Here is a 17904-nt window from a genome sequence, read left to right as displayed (position 1 = left end):
ACCGGATTTATCAATCGTTACTTTTAGATACGTACCCAAAAACGGGAGTGCAGATGACCTCAACAGATTTATTATAAAAGAAATACAAAACAACGGAAAGGTTTTCATTTCAAGCACCACCATTAATGGAAACTTTACATTAAGAGCCGCAATTGTTTCCTTTAGGACTCATAAAACCGAAGTTGATTCATTATTGAATATCCTTAGTGAAGTCCTAAACAAAAAAAAATAACTACACCTCTCCATAAATGACTGTTTTTTTAAAATGATTTAACAACTCCGATTCTTAACCTAATTCCAGCATCGTTTTGTTCTCCGTTCATATCTTGTATAATAGGCAATGAAAGAGTCAAAGGAAAACTCCAACTGTCGGAATTAAAATTCGTACCTAGATTTAGAAATCCTAGGTAATAGCCAGAATCTTCATCTACAATACCATCTTCTCGTATTTTATCTAGCCATTCACCATAATAACCACCAAATACAGTCCATCTGTAATTTGTTTCAATGATTTTATATTGCGTATCATTTGAAATTAAGTCCGCTTTCTTTTTCATTTCTTTTATTCGATAGGAAAATGTTACATTTTGAATTGATATATTTCCATAATAATTTCCTTTAAAACCATTCGTCGTGTATTTAAAAGTCCCATTGCCTTGAAGAGCTATATTGTTTTCCCATTGCTTTGAAAATAGCAGCCCGACCATTGGGTCAAATGAACCCGAACCAACCACAACGGTTGTATTGTCAAAATTCGATCCTTTCTGAATTCCTGTTGGTAGTTCGAGACCTCCTTGTAGTGCAATGTTAAAGTTATTTTCTGAATAAGCATTAAAAGTTCCTATTACCATTAAATCTCCTAAACCATTGTCGTTACCGCTATCAGTGTGTAAAAAAACATAGGGAAGTGATGCAGCAATCGTAATTTTATCCGTAATGCCATATCGTACACCTAGAGAATTCACAAAAATGCTTTTAAGTGGCGTTTCTTCGTCCTCTTCTATTCTGGCTTCCTCGATATGTTGACTTTTGATATTAATGTTTCGATATTCTACATAGTCTTCTAATACTAATTGTCTTTTTTCGAGGGTTAATAATCCATTGTTGTTATTAAAATTGCCCGAAGAACCAGTTGCTGCACCTGCACAGCACGCACATTGACTATTAGCATAAGTTACAGAAAATAAGATAGTTATAAGTAATATTTTATATTTTTTCATAGATTTTAGATTTATTTAAAAAAACAAAAAATTAATAATTTTAAGATTTAAAAAAGGTCTTTTGTTTGTAGAAAGACAGTATTGCTAATACAAATAATATAGCAAATGAATAATATATGTAGATTGGTGTTATTACCTTGTCTCCTTTCGCATAAGAATGTAATCCTGACAAGTAGAAGTTAACCCCAAAATAAGTCATTAGTATAGAATAATAAGACAAAACGCTAAACAGAGCGAGAATCCATTTCCCTTTTAAAATAGGAACTAGTCGCATATGTAGGACAAAAGCATATATCATTATACTAATCAATGCCCAGGTTTCTTTAGGATCCCATGCCCAATATCTTCCCCAACTCTCGTTCGCCCACTGTCCACCTAAAAAATTACCTATGGTTAACATAATAAGCCCCACAGTCAATGACATTTCAGTAATCAGTAAAACTTTTGTTATCGCATCACTTAATAGTTTTTTATTAGATTCATTTAAAAAACACATCATAATCATTGAGACTAATCCAAGTATCATTGCTAGTGTAAATGGTCCATAACTTGCTACAATTATAGCAACGTGTATCATTAACCAATAAGAATTTAAAACTGGCTGTAAATTGGCAATTGAAGGATCTAACCAATTCCAATGAGCTACCATAAGTATCATTGAGGCAACAAAAGCTGTTGATGCGACCGTTAAACTTGATTTCCTACCTAGTATTAATCCGAATAACATTGTTGCCCAACTAATGTAAATGATTGTTTCATAAGCATCACTCCAAGGTGCATGTCCTGAAATATACCATCTGCAAATAAGCCCTAAACTCTGTAAGGTAAAAAGACCGAGAACTAGATAATGCATAATCCTCAAACAAGTTCTGAAGAACTTTCTAGGTTTGAAAATATTCAATAATGATAAAACAAGCATTAAAACTCCGGTATACATATACCATTTAAAAAGTTCTTTAAATACATCATATTTGTTATAAAGTAGTTCGGCACTTATTTTATCTTTTGAAGGTCTTACTTTACTTCCAAATTTTATTTGATATCTTTCAATACTCAACAAGAGAGAATCAGATTTAGAATAATTATCTTCATCGAACGAGGTAACTAAAGATGTAAAATAAAGAGGCAAAATATTTTTTACATAAAGTAAATCCTTGCCTTCAACTCCTGAATGTTCTGTCTCTGAAGCAGAAATCCATTTGTTATTTAAATCATTAGGAATTGGAAAAATTTTAAGTACACGACCAGTAATGATATTATAGAATATATTCACACGTTTATCAGTTTCTATAAAATCTTTTTCATACTGGTTAGGTAGCAAAGAACGATAGGAATCTTTCGCTTGATTTGCAAGTTTATACTTTCCATCGCTATCAAAAAAATCCGCTAACGCTGCATACTTTTCATCAGCTTTTAGCCCAATTAGTTTTCTTAAACTATCATTGTCTTTTTTTAAATATATCAAAGGAACATTATACCACACTTTAGGACGTTGCATAATTGAGATAAGAACCTGGTCAGAGTTTAAACCGTTGTAGTAGTCATTCTTACTTATTTTCCTTAGCAATTCTGACGAATAGGTATTTAAAGGTTTCATCCTTCCTACTTCATCCTGTACAACCAATTTACTAAATAGCTTCGCATGCTTAACAGGAACAGCATAAAAATCTATTATAGAATCTAACCGGAATTTAATAACAGACTTTTCAGAATGATTCATTTCCTGACCAAAAGAACTTAGACTGAACAGAGAGAAGAATAGCAGTATAGAGACAAAACCTTTTTTTGAATAATTATTCAATTTTTTACGTACTACTCCAAATCTTGATTTTTTATCGAACAATAATAAAATTAGACTAAGATATAACAATGCATAACCCAAATATGTAACATTCGTACCAAGATTGTCATGGTTTACCGCCAATATAGTTCCTTTCTCATCAGGGTGATAAGAAGCCTGAAAGAAACGATATCCATCATAATCTAAGACATGGTTCATATAAATTCTTTCTTCCGTTTTCTTATTCTCATCCAAAACAGAAACTCTACTTTCAAATGAAGAATAACTATTTAATGTACCCGGATATTTTTCCGCAATAAAATCATCAAGCCTAATTTTAAAAGGAAGCTTATACTCCTTACTTCCATAAGATAGTTTCAACCTCAAATCATCAATCAAGATAATTTCTGGTTCTCCTTTCTTCTTTTCCTTTCCAAACAAGATTACATCTTTACTTATATTTCCAACTTTAATTTTTAATTCTAAGGCATCATTTTCACCTTTATTATCATATTTAAAATCTGACCTAACATCTAAAACTCCATTTTGGGGCAAAAAGGGAACAACAAATTGTATATTATTAAAATTATAAAGACTCTTTACATGCAACAACGATTTATCATTAGCTATGACATTACCTGAATTTCCAGAAGACATCTCCAAAAAACTTCCGTTAATGGGAACTTTAATAAAAAGCCGCTCATCAATTTCGCTTGTAAAATTAATTGCGTTAATCATAGGTCTATTATAGGTAAAAGTCACATTCGGGGTTTTTAAGATTTCCCCATCCTTAATAAAATGATCAACCCTAACATTATCGTTCACAGTTACAATTTTCAGATACCTATTCCCATTTTTATCCTGTTTAAAAACTTGTTTTGCATTCATGATAAAACGGCTATAGATGATATCAACTGGCTTATTTTGATGATTTACATGAATGGCAAAATCGTTATTGTAATCTGTTTTTTGAGACAATAATAGAGCCCGGCTTAATACCGTCCTTTTTTGTGAGCCTTTAGTTTCAATTTCGGCTGTTAAATAAGCTTTATCAGAAAGTATCTCTTGTTTACTTTCACCTTCTCTTAGTGAAACAATTCCTTCGTAGCCAAAATACCTTGTAATAAAAGCGCCAGTTATAATAAAAATAAAAGCAAAGTGGAGTCCTAAAATCACTAATTTGTCTTTCCTGAATAACCTATACTTACTGATGTTACATATGAAGTTGATTGTAAGCAACAATAGAATTAATTCGAACCACCATGAATTATATATAATAATTCTTGCAGTGTTCGTATTATAACTATTCTCAATAAAAGTCCCTGCCGCCATAGAACCAGCAAAAATCACGAACAATAGAGCCATTAAATAATTTGAAGAAAATACCGAAACTAGTTTTCTAATCATTAGATTGATTTTAAAATAAAAATGTTACCGACAATAGTCAGCAATACGTTAAAGAAGATTTAAAAAAAAATCCCGTGACTAAACATAAGTCATGTTAATCACGGGATCAAATCAAAAACAGGAACTAAATATTATATAGATTTTAAATATTCTATAAGATCACTTTTTTGTTGAGAATTTAACTGAAGATTAAAGTGATTATCATAATGATTAACAACATCTCCCAAAGTGGCAAATCTTCCGTCATGATAATAACCTCCGGTACTTCTCGCAAACAAACCTTTCAAAGGCGTGGTTCTGTACATCCCAGTAGGTGACCTGCTAGCCTCAAAATTATCAATTCCTATCTCAGATGCAGAATGCAGATTAAACCCTGCGTCAGTAAAAATTGATGATACGTGGCATGTTGCACATTGACCAACACCCTGAAATATTATTTTACCCGCCGCCGCCGCCGCCGCATCATAACTTCCTATCGGTGGTACCGGAGCGAGTAATGAAAGTTGATATGCCTGCAAACCAGGTAACTTTGGAGTAATTAAATCAGGAGAATTCGTAACATTCCCGAAATTATTTTCACTTGCTATGGGAAACTGAACTGCATCATTCAATCGAGAATCAGAAAAGTTTCCTTTCCCATGCATTTCAAGATTAGCAACAAACGCATTCCAATAAGTCATATCTCCCCACCCAGTATAAGTAGCTAAATTAACCCCCTGCATTCCATAGGCAGGAGGAATTAGGTTAGCAGCAATCGTCCCATCCGGTTTCAATGCCTTACCATCCATAAAAAGTCCAGCATTAAATTTACCTGGCCCCCACCCTTGCAATACTGTCATGACCGTTGGTTCATCTACATGGAGTAAATTAGCCAAAAAAGCTGCATTATCAGTAAGTGATACTATCACTCCTACATTAAGATCTCTATTCGGCCAGCCATCCAATCTTTTTCCAATTCCCGCAGCAAATGAGTTATCAACTGTAGAATGACAAAGTGCACAAGTTATGCCTACAGAAGTCATATTTCCACTAGTATCGAAATTACCTTTTAATCCTACCACAGCATTTAACTTTAAAAGAGTAAGGGTAGTAGCCGGACTATTTAAATCAACCTGACCAGCTTGAATTGCCTGAACAACATCAGCAGGTAGAGCCTCTGAATCAACCTTTAACCCAACAGACAATGCTGTCGCAGGACTAACACCTGAACCATATCCGCCATTTGACGAGCCTTTAATAGCTTTGTCTAAATGCAAAATTCCACTCCAAAAATCTTCATCTCCAAAAGTATCATGTCTAAAAGTTTCTTTTCCTTCTGTTACCAGTGCCGGATCTAAAATTTCTGTAATTGTTTCGGTTCTTATTTCTGTTTCTGTACAACTAGTACTAAAAATACCGACCAGTACCAATGACAACAGACTATAGATTTTATTTATTTTCATTTTTTTAAATTTTATAGATTATTTATTTAACAGTAATCTTACCTTTCATTGTTTTATGAAGATTACAGAAATAATTCTCATTCTTGGTAACAATCTTACTCCAGCTTTGATTTTGATTTATCGGCTTAGATGACCAAGTTTTCTTAATTTCATCTGTAATATCATGTGGATAAAAATCTTTGTTAATCCAAACTATTTTAGATCCTTTTTCAACAACTAAGTCTGCAGGTATAAATTTCATTTTTGAAATTTCTATCGTGTAAACTTTAGGAGCCTTTGTCTTCTTTTGACCGCTAACTTGCGGCGCAAAAATCAGCAAGGCAACTAACAGTACAAAGCTTTTATAATAACCTCTCTTTAGTCTCATTATTTTGAAAATTTATGTTGTACCATTTCAGCATGTGACAAGTGAGTTTCTAGTGCAGGCAAAACCGCCTCTAATAGTGACTTTAACTCAGTGTTCTTAGCTTGTGGAATCAAAAGGTCTCTTACAGCAGCAATAACGGCTTTATGGTAAGCAACCTCATTATCAATGTAAGCCTTGTTAAAATCTTTTCCTTTTTTTGCTCTCAGTTCTTTCTTTGTGTTTTCAGAAGCACTTAATAAAGATTGACTAACTGCATTATCTTTCGGTGTTACGCCTAATTTTTTAACAAGTGCAACAGCTTGCCCAATAACGGCTTTGTGATCAGTCATCATCAAGGTTGCAAATTCTTTAATTTCCTTGTCCTTGCTTTTTTCAATAGCTATTTCAGCATAGCTTATGTCTATTTGATTAGCAACCACAGCAACTGATGCTATTTCAGGGTCTGATAATTGGGGTTGCTTCTGCCCAAAAGAAAATGACGATACCAGCAAAATCACTAGTACACCAAGCGTTTTTTTAATTGAAATAATTTTTTTCATTGTTTTGATAATTTAAAGTTTATAACGTTTGGATGAAAATTCTAGAGTACGGTTACAAAATTTTCCATTTATTTTCGTTAGCTCATTAATATGCTACTTGAATTTTGTCTTCATCAACTCCCAGACTAAGTAAATGCTCTTTGATACTATCGTTAAAACTTTCTGGTCCACAAACATAGAAGAACAAATTGGTGTCAGTTATCCAAGATTTCAAAAATTCTTTATCAATTCTACCAGATTCACAAGAATTTGAGACTTCTCTGCTCAAAACATTTATACAATTCACTCCTAGCAGTTCATTCAGTTCATCTCGCAATATGATATCTTCTTCTTTCTTATTTGCATACATCAAAACATTGTCTCCCAATCTATTTGTTTTTGATAGATTTCTTATCATAGGTATAAAAGGAGTAATTCCAGAACCAGCAGCAATAAATACTCCGGAACCTTTATATTCATATGAATCCCAAGCTTCAGAAATCATTATTTTTGCATCAAGATTCAATTCTGACATCCAAAACGTTAATCGGTTTCTTTCTCGATATACTTTCACTATTATTTCGAGAAAGTCATCTTCATTAATACTAGTTAACGTAAATGGTGCAAAGTGTTTAAACGTCTCCAGGGAATCAATTGACAATTCAATCGCCTGACCAATCGTGTACTGAAACAATTTGGGCTTTTCTAATAATAACCTTAGCACGTCGTGAGTTATCCATTCTTTATGAATAATTTTTGTGTCGTAATACATCTTTTCTTTGTTTTTTAATTAAACGATTAAATTGTAAATTTGATGGAGGTAATTTTTTTGAATACACTATGAAACAATGCAAATAGAAAATAACACTTGTTAAAGAATGTTAAACTATTTACCTTACTGCCTCAGCCAAACTACCGTTTAGATGCAACAAGTGGTTTAATGGTTACATTTTGTAACCTAAAGTGTGTATTATGCATCTAACCTCAAAATAAACACATAGATGGAAACAAAAAAAAGGGAAGAATCCCTACCGATAATGACTGACGAAGTTATAATTGAACGAATCTTAAAAGGCGAAACTGAATTATTTGAAATTTTACTTAGAAGATACAATCAGATACTCTATAGAACCGTGAGAAGTTACCTAAACGATGGAAGTGAAATTGAAGATGTCATGCAGGATACATACATCAACGCATTTCAAAAGCTATATCAGTTCAGCAATAAATCATTATTTTCAACTTGGTTGATTCGAATTGGAATTAATGAAGCACTGCAGAAAAACAGAAAACTCAGTAAGTTGAGGTTACAAACCACACCTTTAGATGAAAAAATATATCAATTACCAGACAATACTACTATGAATCAGGAGAATAAAATTGCACAAAAAGAAAAAGCTAGCTTTATCGAAAGAGCATTTGAAAATCTTCCAGAAAAATATCGCATTGTATTTATGTTTAATGAAGTCGAAGGAATGACTGTTTCCGAAATTTCAAAATGTCTTGGAATAAGCCAAAGTAATGTCAAAGTAAGACTTCATCGAGGAAGAACCATGATGAAAGAATCACTTCTATGCATGGTTAATAAGTCAGAGCTATTTGAGTTTGGTAACTCCAGATGTGATAGAGTTGTTGACTATGTGATGAAAACAATTAATAATCTATAAATCTATATAATAAAATGAAAGTTGTAATTCTAGACGATTATCAAGAGGCTGTAAAAGACCTGACATGTTTCAGCCTTTTGGAAGGACATGAAGTGACTGTAATAAAAGATATTCACGATATTTCAGTATTTTCATTCGAAAAGCTTAAAGAAGCTGAAGTATTGGTTCTCATTCGTGAAAGAACAAGAATAGATGAAGATTTTTTATCGAAGTTGCCGAACCTTAAACTAATCAGTCAAACCGGAAAAATTGCAAGCCATATTGATTTAGAAGCCTGCAACAAATATAAAGTATTGGTAGCAGAAGGCATAGGCTCACCAGTTGCTCCTTCGGAACTAACATGGGGTTTGATTTTAAATTCGCAAAGAAAAATTCCACAAGCTATTACAGACATGAAGAATGGTCTATGGCAAACCAACATAGGTAAGACCTTAAAAGGTCAAACCATAGGAATATGGGGTTATGGGAAAATAGGTAAAAAAATAGCAAATTATGCAAAGGCGTTTGATATGACTGTTTTAATATGGGGAAGCGAAAAGTCTTTAGCTAATGCAAAAGATGATGGCCACTTAGTTGCAGAAAATAAAGAATCTTTTTTTAGAACCTCTGACATAATAACGTTGCATCTACGATTAGTTCCCGAAACTCAAGGAATAGTAAAACAAACCGATTTACAACAAATGAAAAATGAAGCAATATTTGTTAATACCAGTAGAGCAGAATTGGTAGAAAAAGATGCTCTAATGAATGCTCTAAAAGATGGAAAACCTGGATATGTCGCTCTTGATGTATATGAAGAAGAGCCCATATATGATAAAGAATATCCTTTCTTAAAAATGCCAAACGTAATTTGCACGCCACATTTGGGGTATGTAGAAAAAAATGGGTATGAACTCTATTTTTCAAAAGCATTTGAGAACATAAATAACTTTGCTAACGGTAATCCTGAGAATATTATCAATTTACACATATTGATGTAGCCTTTGTCCTAATTGTGTGCATCTTGCAAATAAGTGAAATGCTTTTTTTGTAACTTTTTGATATTTTGTAACCTTCGGGTTAGTTGTTTCATCTAACGTCTATAACAAATAAAAAACATTAGAAATGGAAACAAAAAATGCACAATCAATCAGACAAACTTCAGACCTTCTTCGCTATACATATGGTATAGTACCTATCGTGGCTGGACTTGATAAATTTTTTAATATTCTCACTCAATGGGAAAGTTATATTCCATCAAGTTTATCAGAATCGTTGCCTCTGTCTCCACATGCACTCATGATAATAGTTGGAATTATAGAAATTGTGGCTGGTTTGATAGTTTTGGCAAGACCTATCATCGGAGGTTACATAGTTTCTGCTTGGCTTGTCCTTATTGGAATATTATTGCTAATCGGCGGTACATTCTTAGACGTAGCAGTACGTGATTTTGTGATGGCAATTGGTGCATTTTCATTAACAAGATTAGCAAAATTTACACATAAATATTAGTGTTGAAAATAGGAGCTTATGAGTGGGGTTGGTTAGGGCTTCATTTGTAGGCTCGTATTTCTTTAATATCCGACGAACATGATTTGATTTCAAATCAAAAAAATAATAAATAACTTAAATAAAAAACAAATGGGTGAAGAGTTATTAAAATTGAATATGATGGTTGACAAGAAACTTCATGCAGATATAGAGACACCTATGCACGGAGGAGCATTCGATATTAGCGATGATTCAAAAATCGAAATAATCGAAGAGTGTTTCTACAAGATTATGCATACTCTCGGACTTAATCTCGAAGATGATAGCCTAAAAAAAACACCTCATCGGGTGGCTAAAATGTTTGTGAAAGAGATTTTTAGTGGTCTCAATCCTTCTAACAAGCCTGAGATAAAATTATTTGAAAATAAGTATATGTATGATGAAATGCTTGTTGAAAAAAATATAACACTTCATTCTTATTGCGAACATCATTTCGTTCCGATTATTGGTAAAGTACATATTGCATACATATCCAGTGGCGAGGTAATTGGTCTTTCAAAAATTAATCGGCTGGTTCAATATTATGCCAAAAGACCTCAGGTACAGGAAAGGCTTACTAAGCAAATAGCTGATGGTCTGACAGAAGCGTTAAAAACAGAAGACATTGCTGTAATTATAGAGGCAGACCACCTATGCGTTGCTTCTCGAGGAATTAAAGACACTAATAGTAGCACTGTTACGTCATGTTATTATGGGAAGTTTAAAAAAAAATCTGTTAGAACGGAATTTAAATCCTCAATAAAGTAAAATCAATTCGTTTCTCTAATTATGTAAAGTTATGATTGATAAGAAAGCCTTTGTGATTACAATTGTATGTTTTATTTCGGCTATGGTATTGAGCTATCTCAGGTATTATTCTCATTAAAAAATAATCTTAACTATAATATTTAAATATATATGGCTAGAAAAATAATAATGCTATTAAGCTCTGTAACATTAGGAATCTCCGGAATTATTTTAAGTTTTGCGCTTAATTTATTATTAAATCTTCTGAATATTAGAATTAGTGATAATGTTATGACTCTCATACAAATATTGGGAGCGCTCTATTTTTCATTTGGAGTACTTAATTGGATGGCAAAAAGTAGTTTGGTCGGCGGAATATATAATCGGCCAATTGTACTGGCAAACTTGGCGCACCATTTTATCGGTGGACTCGCTTTGCTAAAAGGACAACTTTTTAAAACCGACGCATCTTATGTGATTTGGGTATTGGGTATGTTATACTTTTTTTTACTATCTCCTTCGGGTATATGTTAATGAGCAATCCAGCAATTAATGTTATCTCCACCTCTAAATCAGAAAATAATAAGTAAACAGTTTTTAATTAAAATCAATTAAGCATATGAAAAGAATATTACTAATCGTGTTCGGTATTTTTGTTGCAAACTCTATTTTTGGTCAGGTAACAGAAACTTTTGAAACACAGACCGACAACGCACTCTCATTTACAAGTAGTGGAAAAACATTTAATCTTGGTGGAGTATTCCACATTGAAAATTTACAGGATTATGGTTTTGGCCCTTCCAATTTCTATATAGACAATTCAAATTCCTGCGGCACTCCGGGGATTACAGGCATTATATCTTCCAGTGATGGGAACAATGTTTTCTTAAACAGTATCTGGATGTTTGTATCTGCAAATTGTGAGTTTGCTGGATCAGGAAACATTCTGGTGTCTTGGTATAGAAATGGAAATTTGGTTTCGTTTAGAAGTTACTTAGTTAGTTCTGTAATTACAGTGGATAATGGTTTTGTTAATTTGAACTTCGATGCGGATGGGCAAGGTTTAGTCGAAGCAGACGAGTGGCGTTTTCAGGCGCCAGCTTCTTTAAACTATATTGCTATTGACAATTTCAAGTGGACTGATGCTGCACTCCAAATTTCTGATGTTAATTTCCAGTCTTCAATTAGTTTTTATCCAAATCCGGTAACTGAATTATTAAATATTAATTTTAATCAGGAATATGAAAGTATTAGTGCTAAAGTTATAAACGTAATGGGGCAAACCCTACATGAAGAGACAGTAGTATCTTCAAATAAACTTAAATTAAGGATTGAAGAACCAATTGGTCTTTACTTTATTGAACTGAAAAATAATAGAGGGGAAAAAACTGTACTTAAAATTTTTAAAAACTAATCTTCTATATATCGTTTTCTGCAATCACTTTTAAAACATATTTTTGGTAAAGAGAGTAAACAACAAAAGATGAGTAACATTACTTTAAAAAGAATATATGACCATAAGAAACCTGACGATACATATCGCATCTTGGTCGATAGGGTTTGGCCACGTGGTCTCAAAAAATCAGAAATTTTCTTTGATGAATGGAACAGAGAAGTTACACCATCAGTCAAAATTAGAAAGTGGTTTGACCATCAGGAAAGTCGCTTTAAAGAATTTACTAAATTATATACCAAAGAATTAAAACAAAAAGAAGAAGAATTAAACCGGCTGAGATCTATAGCCAAAACAAAAAAGGTCACTTTGCTATATGGTGCCAAAGATCCCCAAATTAATCATGCTGTTATTTTAAGGGATGTTTTAACAAAGCTGATTTGAAATTAAGAAGTAATAACAAACAAAAACACCACTATCACGGTGTTTTTTCAAACCATAAAAAAAGCGAATGAGTTGCAAATTACAAAAATAGATTTTGGAATATAGGCTTCCTTTGAAAAAAGAAAATTAGGAGCCACAGCAATTCCCAAAGTTGTCTATATCCAAACCGGAGACAATTACGCTGTCTATGGAAGTCATTGTTTGTAATGAAATTCTTGAAGCAAATGAAACAGCGCATAGCAAAGTAGGAAGTGGAATAACATTGTGTGACAAAACATTCACAGACTTAAAAGATATTGTTGATATGGAAATACCTTTTATCAAAGCAGGTATATAAACTTTGTTTCTTTTTTATTTAATTTCCATAATAAATGATAAGTATAAAATAATAACATTTGAGTTGAATAACAAAGCCACGCAACTATTATCTAAATTAAACGAACAGTTAAACTTTACCGATTTAGAAATTGATGATCCAATATTGAGAAGTGAGGATGCCATCAATATCATAATAAACTCAGTTGAAAAATTAAAAACAATTTTCGAAAAAGAAAGAATAAAATCTCACGAACAAGAAATTGATTTCTTTAAAAATATCAAACCTCGATTTACTTCTAAACTAATTTACTATAATGCTATTTTTAAAATAGAGACAAAAAAACCTCATGGTGGAGAACGTATTTTAAAGAAATATTTGAATAACGAATTGAATAAGTTAAAAAGATACTTTGACAATAATTTAGACTTTTATAAATATTACAGAACAGGAAGTAATTACCTTGATCACAAGTATTTCACAAGAGGAAAATTCGATATTAAATTAGCTTTAGATAGTTTCTATTTTGAAGTTGACCATAGTTTTTCTACATCACATGATTTTAAAGTGGCTAAGATTATGGCACACGATTTAATTCAAGTTTATTTAGAAGATAAATTGCTAATGATGGAAAATAGAGAACCAAAAGACAAATCCCAAGTCAATCCCAAGATAAAACAAAATTGGACAGGCTCTAAAGTAGCATTAATAGAGCTTTTGTATGCTTTGCATACAGAAGGTGTGTTTAATAATGGTGCATCCGATTTAAAGGATATAGCAGAGTATTTTGAAAACATATTCAATATCGATTTAGGTCAGTATCATAGGGCTTTCCTTGAAATTAGAGTAGAAAATCAGAACCAACCAAATTTCTGAATGCGCTTAAAGAAAAATTAGTAAAGAGAATGGAAAACACCGACGACTTGCTCTAACACCAATAAATACAATGCTTTGGATAAAATCAATCACAACTTGTGATTGGCTTGTGATTTAAAACCAATCAAAACCCACAAATTTGTACCATAACAATCTAAAACATCAGTTATGGCAATCGAAGTTATTACTCGCGAAGACTTAAACGAGTTTCGCACACTCCTTCTTTCCGACTTAAACACAATGTTTAATTCAAAACCACAACAGCAAAAACAATGGCTTAAATCCAACGAAGTCAGAAAGTTGCTAAACATTTCTTCCGGTACTTTACAAAATCTACGTGTCAATGGTACATTAACTTATACCAAAATCGGAGGAATTCTTTATTACTCCAGTAATGATCTTGAAAAGGTTATCGAAACCAATAAAGTTGAAGCAACACCCAATTTATTCAATCGTAAATAACCTAAAAGATGAATTACATAAAACATCTAACAGGATTTTTCGAGAAAGTAGCAATCGACAAAACACTCAATCCAACACACGTAAGTTTGTATGTAGCATTATTCCAATTCTGGAATTGCAATCGGTTCAAAAATCCAATCAGTATTTCTCGCGATGAGGTAATGCGAATAAGCAAAATAAGTTCCAAAGCTACCTATCACAAATGCCTTAAAAATTTACATTCTCTGGGTTACATCAACTATGAACCATCCTACAATCCATTCAAAGGAAGCCACGTTTATCTATTCAATTTTTCAGATGATTTAAAACCAATTCCCAAAAACGAAAAAATCACAATGCCAAAAAATGAACCTGTTTTTGAACTAGTCAATGAACAAGTAGTGAACAAGCTTTATACTGGTAGTGGTACAAGTAATGAAACAGGTACTGAACAAGCTCTAGTATCTTATATAAACAATACAAACATACCAAACAATTCAAACGATTTAAAGATTGTAAACTTGGACGAGCAAGCAAAAAATTTTCAAATTGACGATGAGTTTTTAAAAAATGATGATGTAGAAAAAGAAAAAAGTTCCGCAAAAAAAGAAAAAGATGAAATTGAAAATTCCGATTTGTCATCCCGAGCGCAGTCGAGGGAACTCAATCCAACAATTGAAAATGTCAAAGCTTATTTTCTCGAACAACACTTTCCAGAACTTGAAGCAATTAAGTTTTTTAATTATTTCTCCAGCAACGGTTGGTTAGTTGGTGGCAAAACACCAATGGTCGATTGGCAAGCTTCAGCACAAAATTGGATATTAAACGCACCTAAATTCATTTCAAATGAACAACAATCCAACAGAGCAAAACACCTCAACACAGGAACAAATAAAGACTATTCAGAGCCATTATAGCTATACTGAAATAATTATTTGGTTAGAGAAAAAAGGTATCGAATTATATGGAAATCATTTCAAAATACTTGAAACTGATTATCACATAATTTACAAACTCATTGCATATTTTTTAAAAGATGAAGCAACGTGTTTCCAATACAACATCAACCTCAACAAAGGAATTCTACTTTCTGGTCCAGTTGGTTGTGGTAAAACATCGCTAATGAATTTAATGAAATACCTAACACCAACTGAACATAAATTTTTAGTAAAACCGTGTCGAGACATAAGCTTTGAATTTATCCAGGACGGCTACCAAATAATACACAAATACAGTAAGGGAAAATTATATGAATCAGAGCCCAAAACAATATGCTTTGACGATTTAGGAACAGAAAACAACCTAAAATACTTTGGAAACGAATGTAATTTAATGGCAGAGATTCTATTAAGTCGCTATGATATTTTCACAGCTAAAAAAATTCAAACACATATCACTACAAACCTTTCGGCAAGTGAAATTGAAACTCAATACGGAAATCGTGTTAGAAGTCGAATGCGAGAAATGTTCAATCTTATTGCTTACCACAAAACCATAAAAGACAAACGATGAACCAAATAACTAACTTCTGGAACCATTTCAAAGAAAATAACTTCGTTTTTCTATTGTTGAACGAAATACCTAAAGACGAACTCAAAGTACATTTCGATAAATTAATCTATCTACTCCATTAATACAATAAAGACCTTGATCTAATCATAAAAAACAAAAATAAAGGTGCAGAACTAATCATTACAGCAAATGGCAATCCTTATCTTTTCAAAGAAGTAGAACTACTAGTTCATCATGCATCAGTGATAAAACGTTGGAAAATAACAGCATTCCTCCAACCAGAAACCAACCTAACCAAATACGAAAATGGCAACGACAAACCATTAGAATATCACAGGATCATTTTAAAAATAAGTGAAATGTATTTCATTCTATTAGAAAACCAAAACAAACCAACCGATTTAGGAATTAAGGTGCTACTAAAAAACTACATCATTCACAAAGACAACCCAAGACTTCGGGAAGCAGTTTACGTTCACATTGAGCACTTAATTGGAGAAAAAGCATTTGCCAATGATATTGCATTTATTGAGATTGGACAATTGGAAAGTAATTCTGAAAATATAATAGAATTGTATAACCTTAAATTTTATTTTTAGGACAATCTATGATAACATATTATTCAATATATTTGCATATTATGCAATTTTTATGAGCAAAAAAGCAATTAATAGATTGAAAGTAGTGCTTGCCGAAAAAAATGTTAGTAGTAAATGGCTAGCAGAGGAATTAGGTAAAAATGAAGCAACTATCTCTAGGTGGTGTACAAATGAAGTACAGCCACCAATTAAAACTTTTATTCAGATTGCTGAAAAGCTAAATGTAAAATTAACTTCTTTATTCAATGAGCAATAATTCCATAAAAATACCTTTTAAAGTATCAGCAAGAACTGCTAAACTAATTGGTTTAGAAAATTTCTCTACTGAAGAAGGTGCAGTAATTGAATTAGTTAAAAACACTTATGATGCTGATGCTAATAATTGTATTCTAATTTTTGATTTAAAAATCAAAAAAGAAAAAGTAATAAATGAAGAAGGAAATGAAATTGAAATTGAAAAGTTTGAAAAAGAAAACAGTTGTATTTATATCATAGACAATGGAATTGGGATGTATGATAAAATTATACAAAACCAATGGATGACTATAGGTACCGATAATAAGTTATATGAGCACACTACCGAAGCAGGTAGGATAAAAACAGGTGCTAAAGGTATTGGTCGTTTTGCATTAAATAGGTTAGGAATGCTTACAAATATGACTTCTCTTCCTACTATGTTGGAAATCGAGGATACAGATGCTGAAGTAGGTAAAGATTTAACAGAACAAACAACTAAAACTAAACAAATTCCAAATAGCAACAATATAGGTTTTGAATGGACAGTTGATTGGAAAGATTTTGATAAAAAAGGAGCTACTGTTTCAGATGTTGAAGCAGTTCTGTCAGAAAAAACGAATTTAAATCTTAAAGAAGAATTTATCAATAGATTTTCATCTTATCCTCGAATTAAAGAGGTATTGCAAAATGTTAATTTCGAGTCAGGTACAGTAATTGAAATAACAGAACTCAACGATGAATGGAATGAAGATAAATTAAGAAAGTTGTTTGGTAATTTAGAGATGCTGCTTCCACCCGAAGAGCAAAATGATTTTTGTATTGATTTATTTTTACTAAATAATTTAGAAGAGTTTGGAACTTTAAAAAGAGCTTATTATGATGATTTTGATTATAAGGTAAAGGCAACTTATAATGAATTAAATGATAAAGTGCTAAAAGTAGAAATTTCAAGAAATGAACTTGATGTTGATACATTGGAGAATAGATATACTCAGGTATTTGATTTTGATATGATGAAAAGTTCACCATATAAACTTGAGGATTTTAAAAAAGATAAGATTGGATTTAATTTACCTATTGAAAAATTAATTTCTGAAAAAGTAGATTTGAATCTATTAGACAGAGTTGGTAAATTTGATTTTACATTTTATTTTTTAAAAAATACAATTTCTGATGACAAGGAGGATGGGGATTTAAAAAAATACCCATATAAAGGTATTAACAGTGCAAATAGAAAATCTTGGTTAAAAAAGTTTGGTGGTATTAAGATATTCAGAGATGATTTTCGTATAAGACCTTATGGTGAAAATGGTGATGATTGGTTGAGATTAGGAGAGAGACAAGCACAAAGTCCTGGTGGAGCTGGTCAAAGGTTAGGTGGTTATAGAATCAGACCAAATCAAATAGCTGGAACAATCAAAATATCTAG

Annotated in this window: 21 protein-coding genes and 1 pseudogene; 16 read left to right on the top strand and 6 right to left on the bottom strand. The window is 32.1% G+C overall.

Features of this window, described 5'->3' with window-relative positions:
• Positions 1-232 (top strand): annotated as a pseudogene (locus L6Q46_RS05055) (amino acid decarboxylase); the annotation flags it as partial.
• Between the two features lie 28 nt (positions 233-260).
• On the opposite strand, the gene L6Q46_RS05050 reads toward L6Q46_RS05055, so the two are convergent.
• From L6Q46_RS05050 to L6Q46_RS05025, 6 genes are all read right to left on the bottom strand, one after another.
• Entirely contained in the window at positions 261-1220 is a 960-nt protein-coding gene (locus L6Q46_RS05050) for a hypothetical protein (protein WP_291283392.1), read from the bottom strand.
• Between the two features lie 40 nt (positions 1221-1260).
• Positions 1261-4407, bottom strand: coding sequence for a cytochrome c biogenesis protein CcsA (ccsA, locus tag L6Q46_RS05045; RefSeq protein WP_291283391.1), 3147 nt, complete (start codon positions 4405-4407; stop codon positions 1261-1263).
• 131 nt (positions 4408-4538) lie between these two features.
• Positions 4539-5849 (bottom strand): hypothetical protein, encoded by a 1311-nt coding sequence (locus tag L6Q46_RS05040; protein WP_291283390.1) that lies wholly within the window; start codon positions 5847-5849, stop codon positions 4539-4541.
• Positions 5850-5871: 22 nt separating this feature from the next.
• On the bottom strand, positions 5872-6216 hold the full coding sequence (locus L6Q46_RS05035; protein WP_291283389.1) for a cupredoxin domain-containing protein: 345 nt from the start codon (positions 6214-6216) through the stop codon (positions 5872-5874).
• The gene (locus L6Q46_RS05030) at positions 6216-6755 is read right to left on the bottom strand and encodes a DUF4142 domain-containing protein (protein ID WP_291283388.1); all 540 of its coding nucleotides are present in this window, start codon (positions 6753-6755) and stop codon (positions 6216-6218) included. The genes L6Q46_RS05035 and L6Q46_RS05030 overlap by 1 nt, the downstream gene beginning before the upstream one ends.
• Positions 6756-6840: 85 nt before the next feature.
• Positions 6841-7506 (bottom strand): flavodoxin reductase, encoded by a 666-nt coding sequence (locus L6Q46_RS05025; protein WP_291283387.1) that lies wholly within the window; start codon positions 7504-7506, stop codon positions 6841-6843.
• A gap of 229 nt (positions 7507-7735) precedes the next feature.
• On the opposite strand from L6Q46_RS05025, the gene L6Q46_RS05020 reads away from it, so the two are divergent.
• From L6Q46_RS05020 to L6Q46_RS04950, 15 genes are all read left to right on the top strand, one after another.
• The gene (locus tag L6Q46_RS05020) at positions 7736-8401 is read left to right on the top strand and encodes an RNA polymerase sigma factor (protein ID WP_291283386.1); all 666 of its coding nucleotides are present in this window, start codon (positions 7736-7738) and stop codon (positions 8399-8401) included.
• 14 nt (positions 8402-8415) lie between these two features.
• Entirely contained in the window at positions 8416-9381 is a 966-nt protein-coding gene (locus L6Q46_RS05015) for a D-2-hydroxyacid dehydrogenase family protein (RefSeq protein ID WP_291283385.1), read from the top strand.
• Positions 9382-9505: 124 nt separating this feature from the next.
• Complete coding sequence (locus L6Q46_RS05010) at positions 9506-9892, top strand: hypothetical protein (RefSeq protein ID WP_291283384.1); 387 nt, start codon at positions 9506-9508, stop codon at positions 9890-9892.
• A 129-nt stretch (positions 9893-10021) separates the two neighbouring features.
• Positions 10022-10678, top strand: a complete 657-nt coding sequence (gene folE, locus L6Q46_RS05005; protein WP_291283383.1) for a GTP cyclohydrolase I FolE — start codon at positions 10022-10024, stop codon at positions 10676-10678.
• Positions 10679-10828: 150 nt separating this feature from the next.
• Positions 10829-11191 carry a hypothetical protein gene (locus tag L6Q46_RS05000; protein WP_291283382.1) on the top strand — a complete coding sequence of 121 codons (363 nt, stop codon included), beginning with the start codon at positions 10829-10831 and terminating at the stop codon, positions 11189-11191.
• 85 nt (positions 11192-11276) lie between these two features.
• Positions 11277-12071: a T9SS type A sorting domain-containing protein gene (locus tag L6Q46_RS04995; protein WP_291283381.1), complete on the top strand. Its 795-nt coding sequence runs from the start codon at positions 11277-11279 to the stop codon at positions 12069-12071.
• 69 nt (positions 12072-12140) lie between these two features.
• The gene (locus L6Q46_RS04990; protein ID WP_291283380.1) at positions 12141-12494 is read left to right on the top strand and encodes a DUF488 family protein; all 354 of its coding nucleotides are present in this window, start codon (positions 12141-12143) and stop codon (positions 12492-12494) included.
• A 187-nt stretch (positions 12495-12681) separates the two neighbouring features.
• Positions 12682-12831, top strand: a complete 150-nt coding sequence (locus tag L6Q46_RS04985) for a hypothetical protein (protein ID WP_291283379.1) — start codon at positions 12682-12684, stop codon at positions 12829-12831.
• Positions 12832-12894: 63 nt separating this feature from the next.
• Positions 12895-13686: an RteC domain-containing protein gene (locus L6Q46_RS04980; protein WP_363315853.1), complete on the top strand. Its 792-nt coding sequence runs from the start codon at positions 12895-12897 to the stop codon at positions 13684-13686.
• Between the two features lie 168 nt (positions 13687-13854).
• Positions 13855-14148 carry a helix-turn-helix domain-containing protein gene (locus L6Q46_RS04975; protein WP_269684980.1) on the top strand — a complete coding sequence of 98 codons (294 nt, stop codon included), beginning with the start codon at positions 13855-13857 and terminating at the stop codon, positions 14146-14148.
• Between the two features lie 335 nt (positions 14149-14483).
• Positions 14484-15044, top strand: coding sequence for a hypothetical protein (locus tag L6Q46_RS04970; RefSeq protein ID WP_291283378.1), 561 nt, complete (start codon positions 14484-14486; stop codon positions 15042-15044).
• Positions 14974-15639: an ATPase gene (locus L6Q46_RS04965; protein ID WP_291283377.1), complete on the top strand. Its 666-nt coding sequence runs from the start codon at positions 14974-14976 to the stop codon at positions 15637-15639. Before L6Q46_RS04970 ends, L6Q46_RS04965 begins: the two co-directional genes overlap by 71 nt.
• Before the next feature lie 359 nt (positions 15640-15998).
• Positions 15999-16238: a hypothetical protein gene (locus L6Q46_RS04960; RefSeq protein ID WP_291283376.1), complete on the top strand. Its 240-nt coding sequence runs from the start codon at positions 15999-16001 to the stop codon at positions 16236-16238.
• A 52-nt stretch (positions 16239-16290) separates the two neighbouring features.
• On the top strand, positions 16291-16494 hold the full coding sequence (locus L6Q46_RS04955) for a helix-turn-helix transcriptional regulator (protein WP_291283375.1): 204 nt from the start codon (positions 16291-16293) through the stop codon (positions 16492-16494).
• On the top strand, positions 16484-17904 hold a 1421-nt coding region (locus tag L6Q46_RS04950; RefSeq protein ID WP_291283374.1), incomplete at its 3' end, for an ATP-binding protein. The genes L6Q46_RS04955 and L6Q46_RS04950, both read left to right, overlap by 11 nt.

It is taken from the genome of Flavobacterium sp., from assembly GCF_023151265.1.
Classification (GTDB): domain Bacteria; phylum Bacteroidota; class Bacteroidia; order Flavobacteriales; family Flavobacteriaceae; genus Flavobacterium.
This window is presented reverse-complemented; position numbering and strand designations above follow the sequence as displayed.

What these genes read in the sequence shown, in the direction of transcription:
- L6Q46_RS05050 (WP_291283392.1), bottom strand. Translation starts at nt 1,220, where the DNA reads ATGAAAAAATATAAAATATTACTTATAACTATCTTATTTTCTGTAACT.
- ccsA (WP_291283391.1), bottom strand. Translation starts at nt 4,407, where the DNA reads ATGATTAGAAAACTAGTTTCGGTATTTTCTTCAAATTATTTAATGGCT.
- L6Q46_RS05040 (WP_291283390.1), bottom strand. Translation starts at nt 5,849, where the DNA reads ATGAAAATAAATAAAATCTATAGTCTGTTGTCATTGGTACTGGTCGGT.
- L6Q46_RS05035 (WP_291283389.1), bottom strand. Translation starts at nt 6,216, where the DNA reads ATGAGACTAAAGAGAGGTTATTATAAAAGCTTTGTACTGTTAGTTGCC.
- L6Q46_RS05030 (WP_291283388.1), bottom strand. Translation starts at nt 6,755, where the DNA reads ATGAAAAAAATTATTTCAATTAAAAAAACGCTTGGTGTACTAGTGATT.
- L6Q46_RS05025 (WP_291283387.1), bottom strand. Translation starts at nt 7,506, where the DNA reads ATGTATTACGACACAAAAATTATTCATAAAGAATGGATAACTCACGAC.
- L6Q46_RS05020 (WP_291283386.1), top strand. Translation starts at nt 7,736, where the DNA reads ATGGAAACAAAAAAAAGGGAAGAATCCCTACCGATAATGACTGACGAA.
- L6Q46_RS05015 (WP_291283385.1), top strand. Translation starts at nt 8,416, where the DNA reads ATGAAAGTTGTAATTCTAGACGATTATCAAGAGGCTGTAAAAGACCTG.
- L6Q46_RS05010 (WP_291283384.1), top strand. Translation starts at nt 9,506, where the DNA reads ATGGAAACAAAAAATGCACAATCAATCAGACAAACTTCAGACCTTCTT.
- folE (WP_291283383.1), top strand. Translation starts at nt 10,022, where the DNA reads ATGGGTGAAGAGTTATTAAAATTGAATATGATGGTTGACAAGAAACTT.
- L6Q46_RS05000 (WP_291283382.1), top strand. Translation starts at nt 10,829, where the DNA reads ATGGCTAGAAAAATAATAATGCTATTAAGCTCTGTAACATTAGGAATC.
- L6Q46_RS04995 (WP_291283381.1), top strand. Translation starts at nt 11,277, where the DNA reads ATGAAAAGAATATTACTAATCGTGTTCGGTATTTTTGTTGCAAACTCT.
- L6Q46_RS04990 (WP_291283380.1), top strand. Translation starts at nt 12,141, where the DNA reads ATGAGTAACATTACTTTAAAAAGAATATATGACCATAAGAAACCTGAC.
- L6Q46_RS04985 (WP_291283379.1), top strand. Translation starts at nt 12,682, where the DNA reads ATGGAAGTCATTGTTTGTAATGAAATTCTTGAAGCAAATGAAACAGCG.
- L6Q46_RS04975 (WP_269684980.1), top strand. Translation starts at nt 13,855, where the DNA reads ATGGCAATCGAAGTTATTACTCGCGAAGACTTAAACGAGTTTCGCACA.
- L6Q46_RS04970 (WP_291283378.1), top strand. Translation starts at nt 14,484, where the DNA reads ATGCCAAAAAATGAACCTGTTTTTGAACTAGTCAATGAACAAGTAGTG.
- L6Q46_RS04965 (WP_291283377.1), top strand. Translation starts at nt 14,974, where the DNA reads ATGAACAACAATCCAACAGAGCAAAACACCTCAACACAGGAACAAATA.
- L6Q46_RS04960 (WP_291283376.1), top strand. Translation starts at nt 15,999, where the DNA reads ATGTATTTCATTCTATTAGAAAACCAAAACAAACCAACCGATTTAGGA.
- L6Q46_RS04955 (WP_291283375.1), top strand. Translation starts at nt 16,291, where the DNA reads ATGAGCAAAAAAGCAATTAATAGATTGAAAGTAGTGCTTGCCGAAAAA.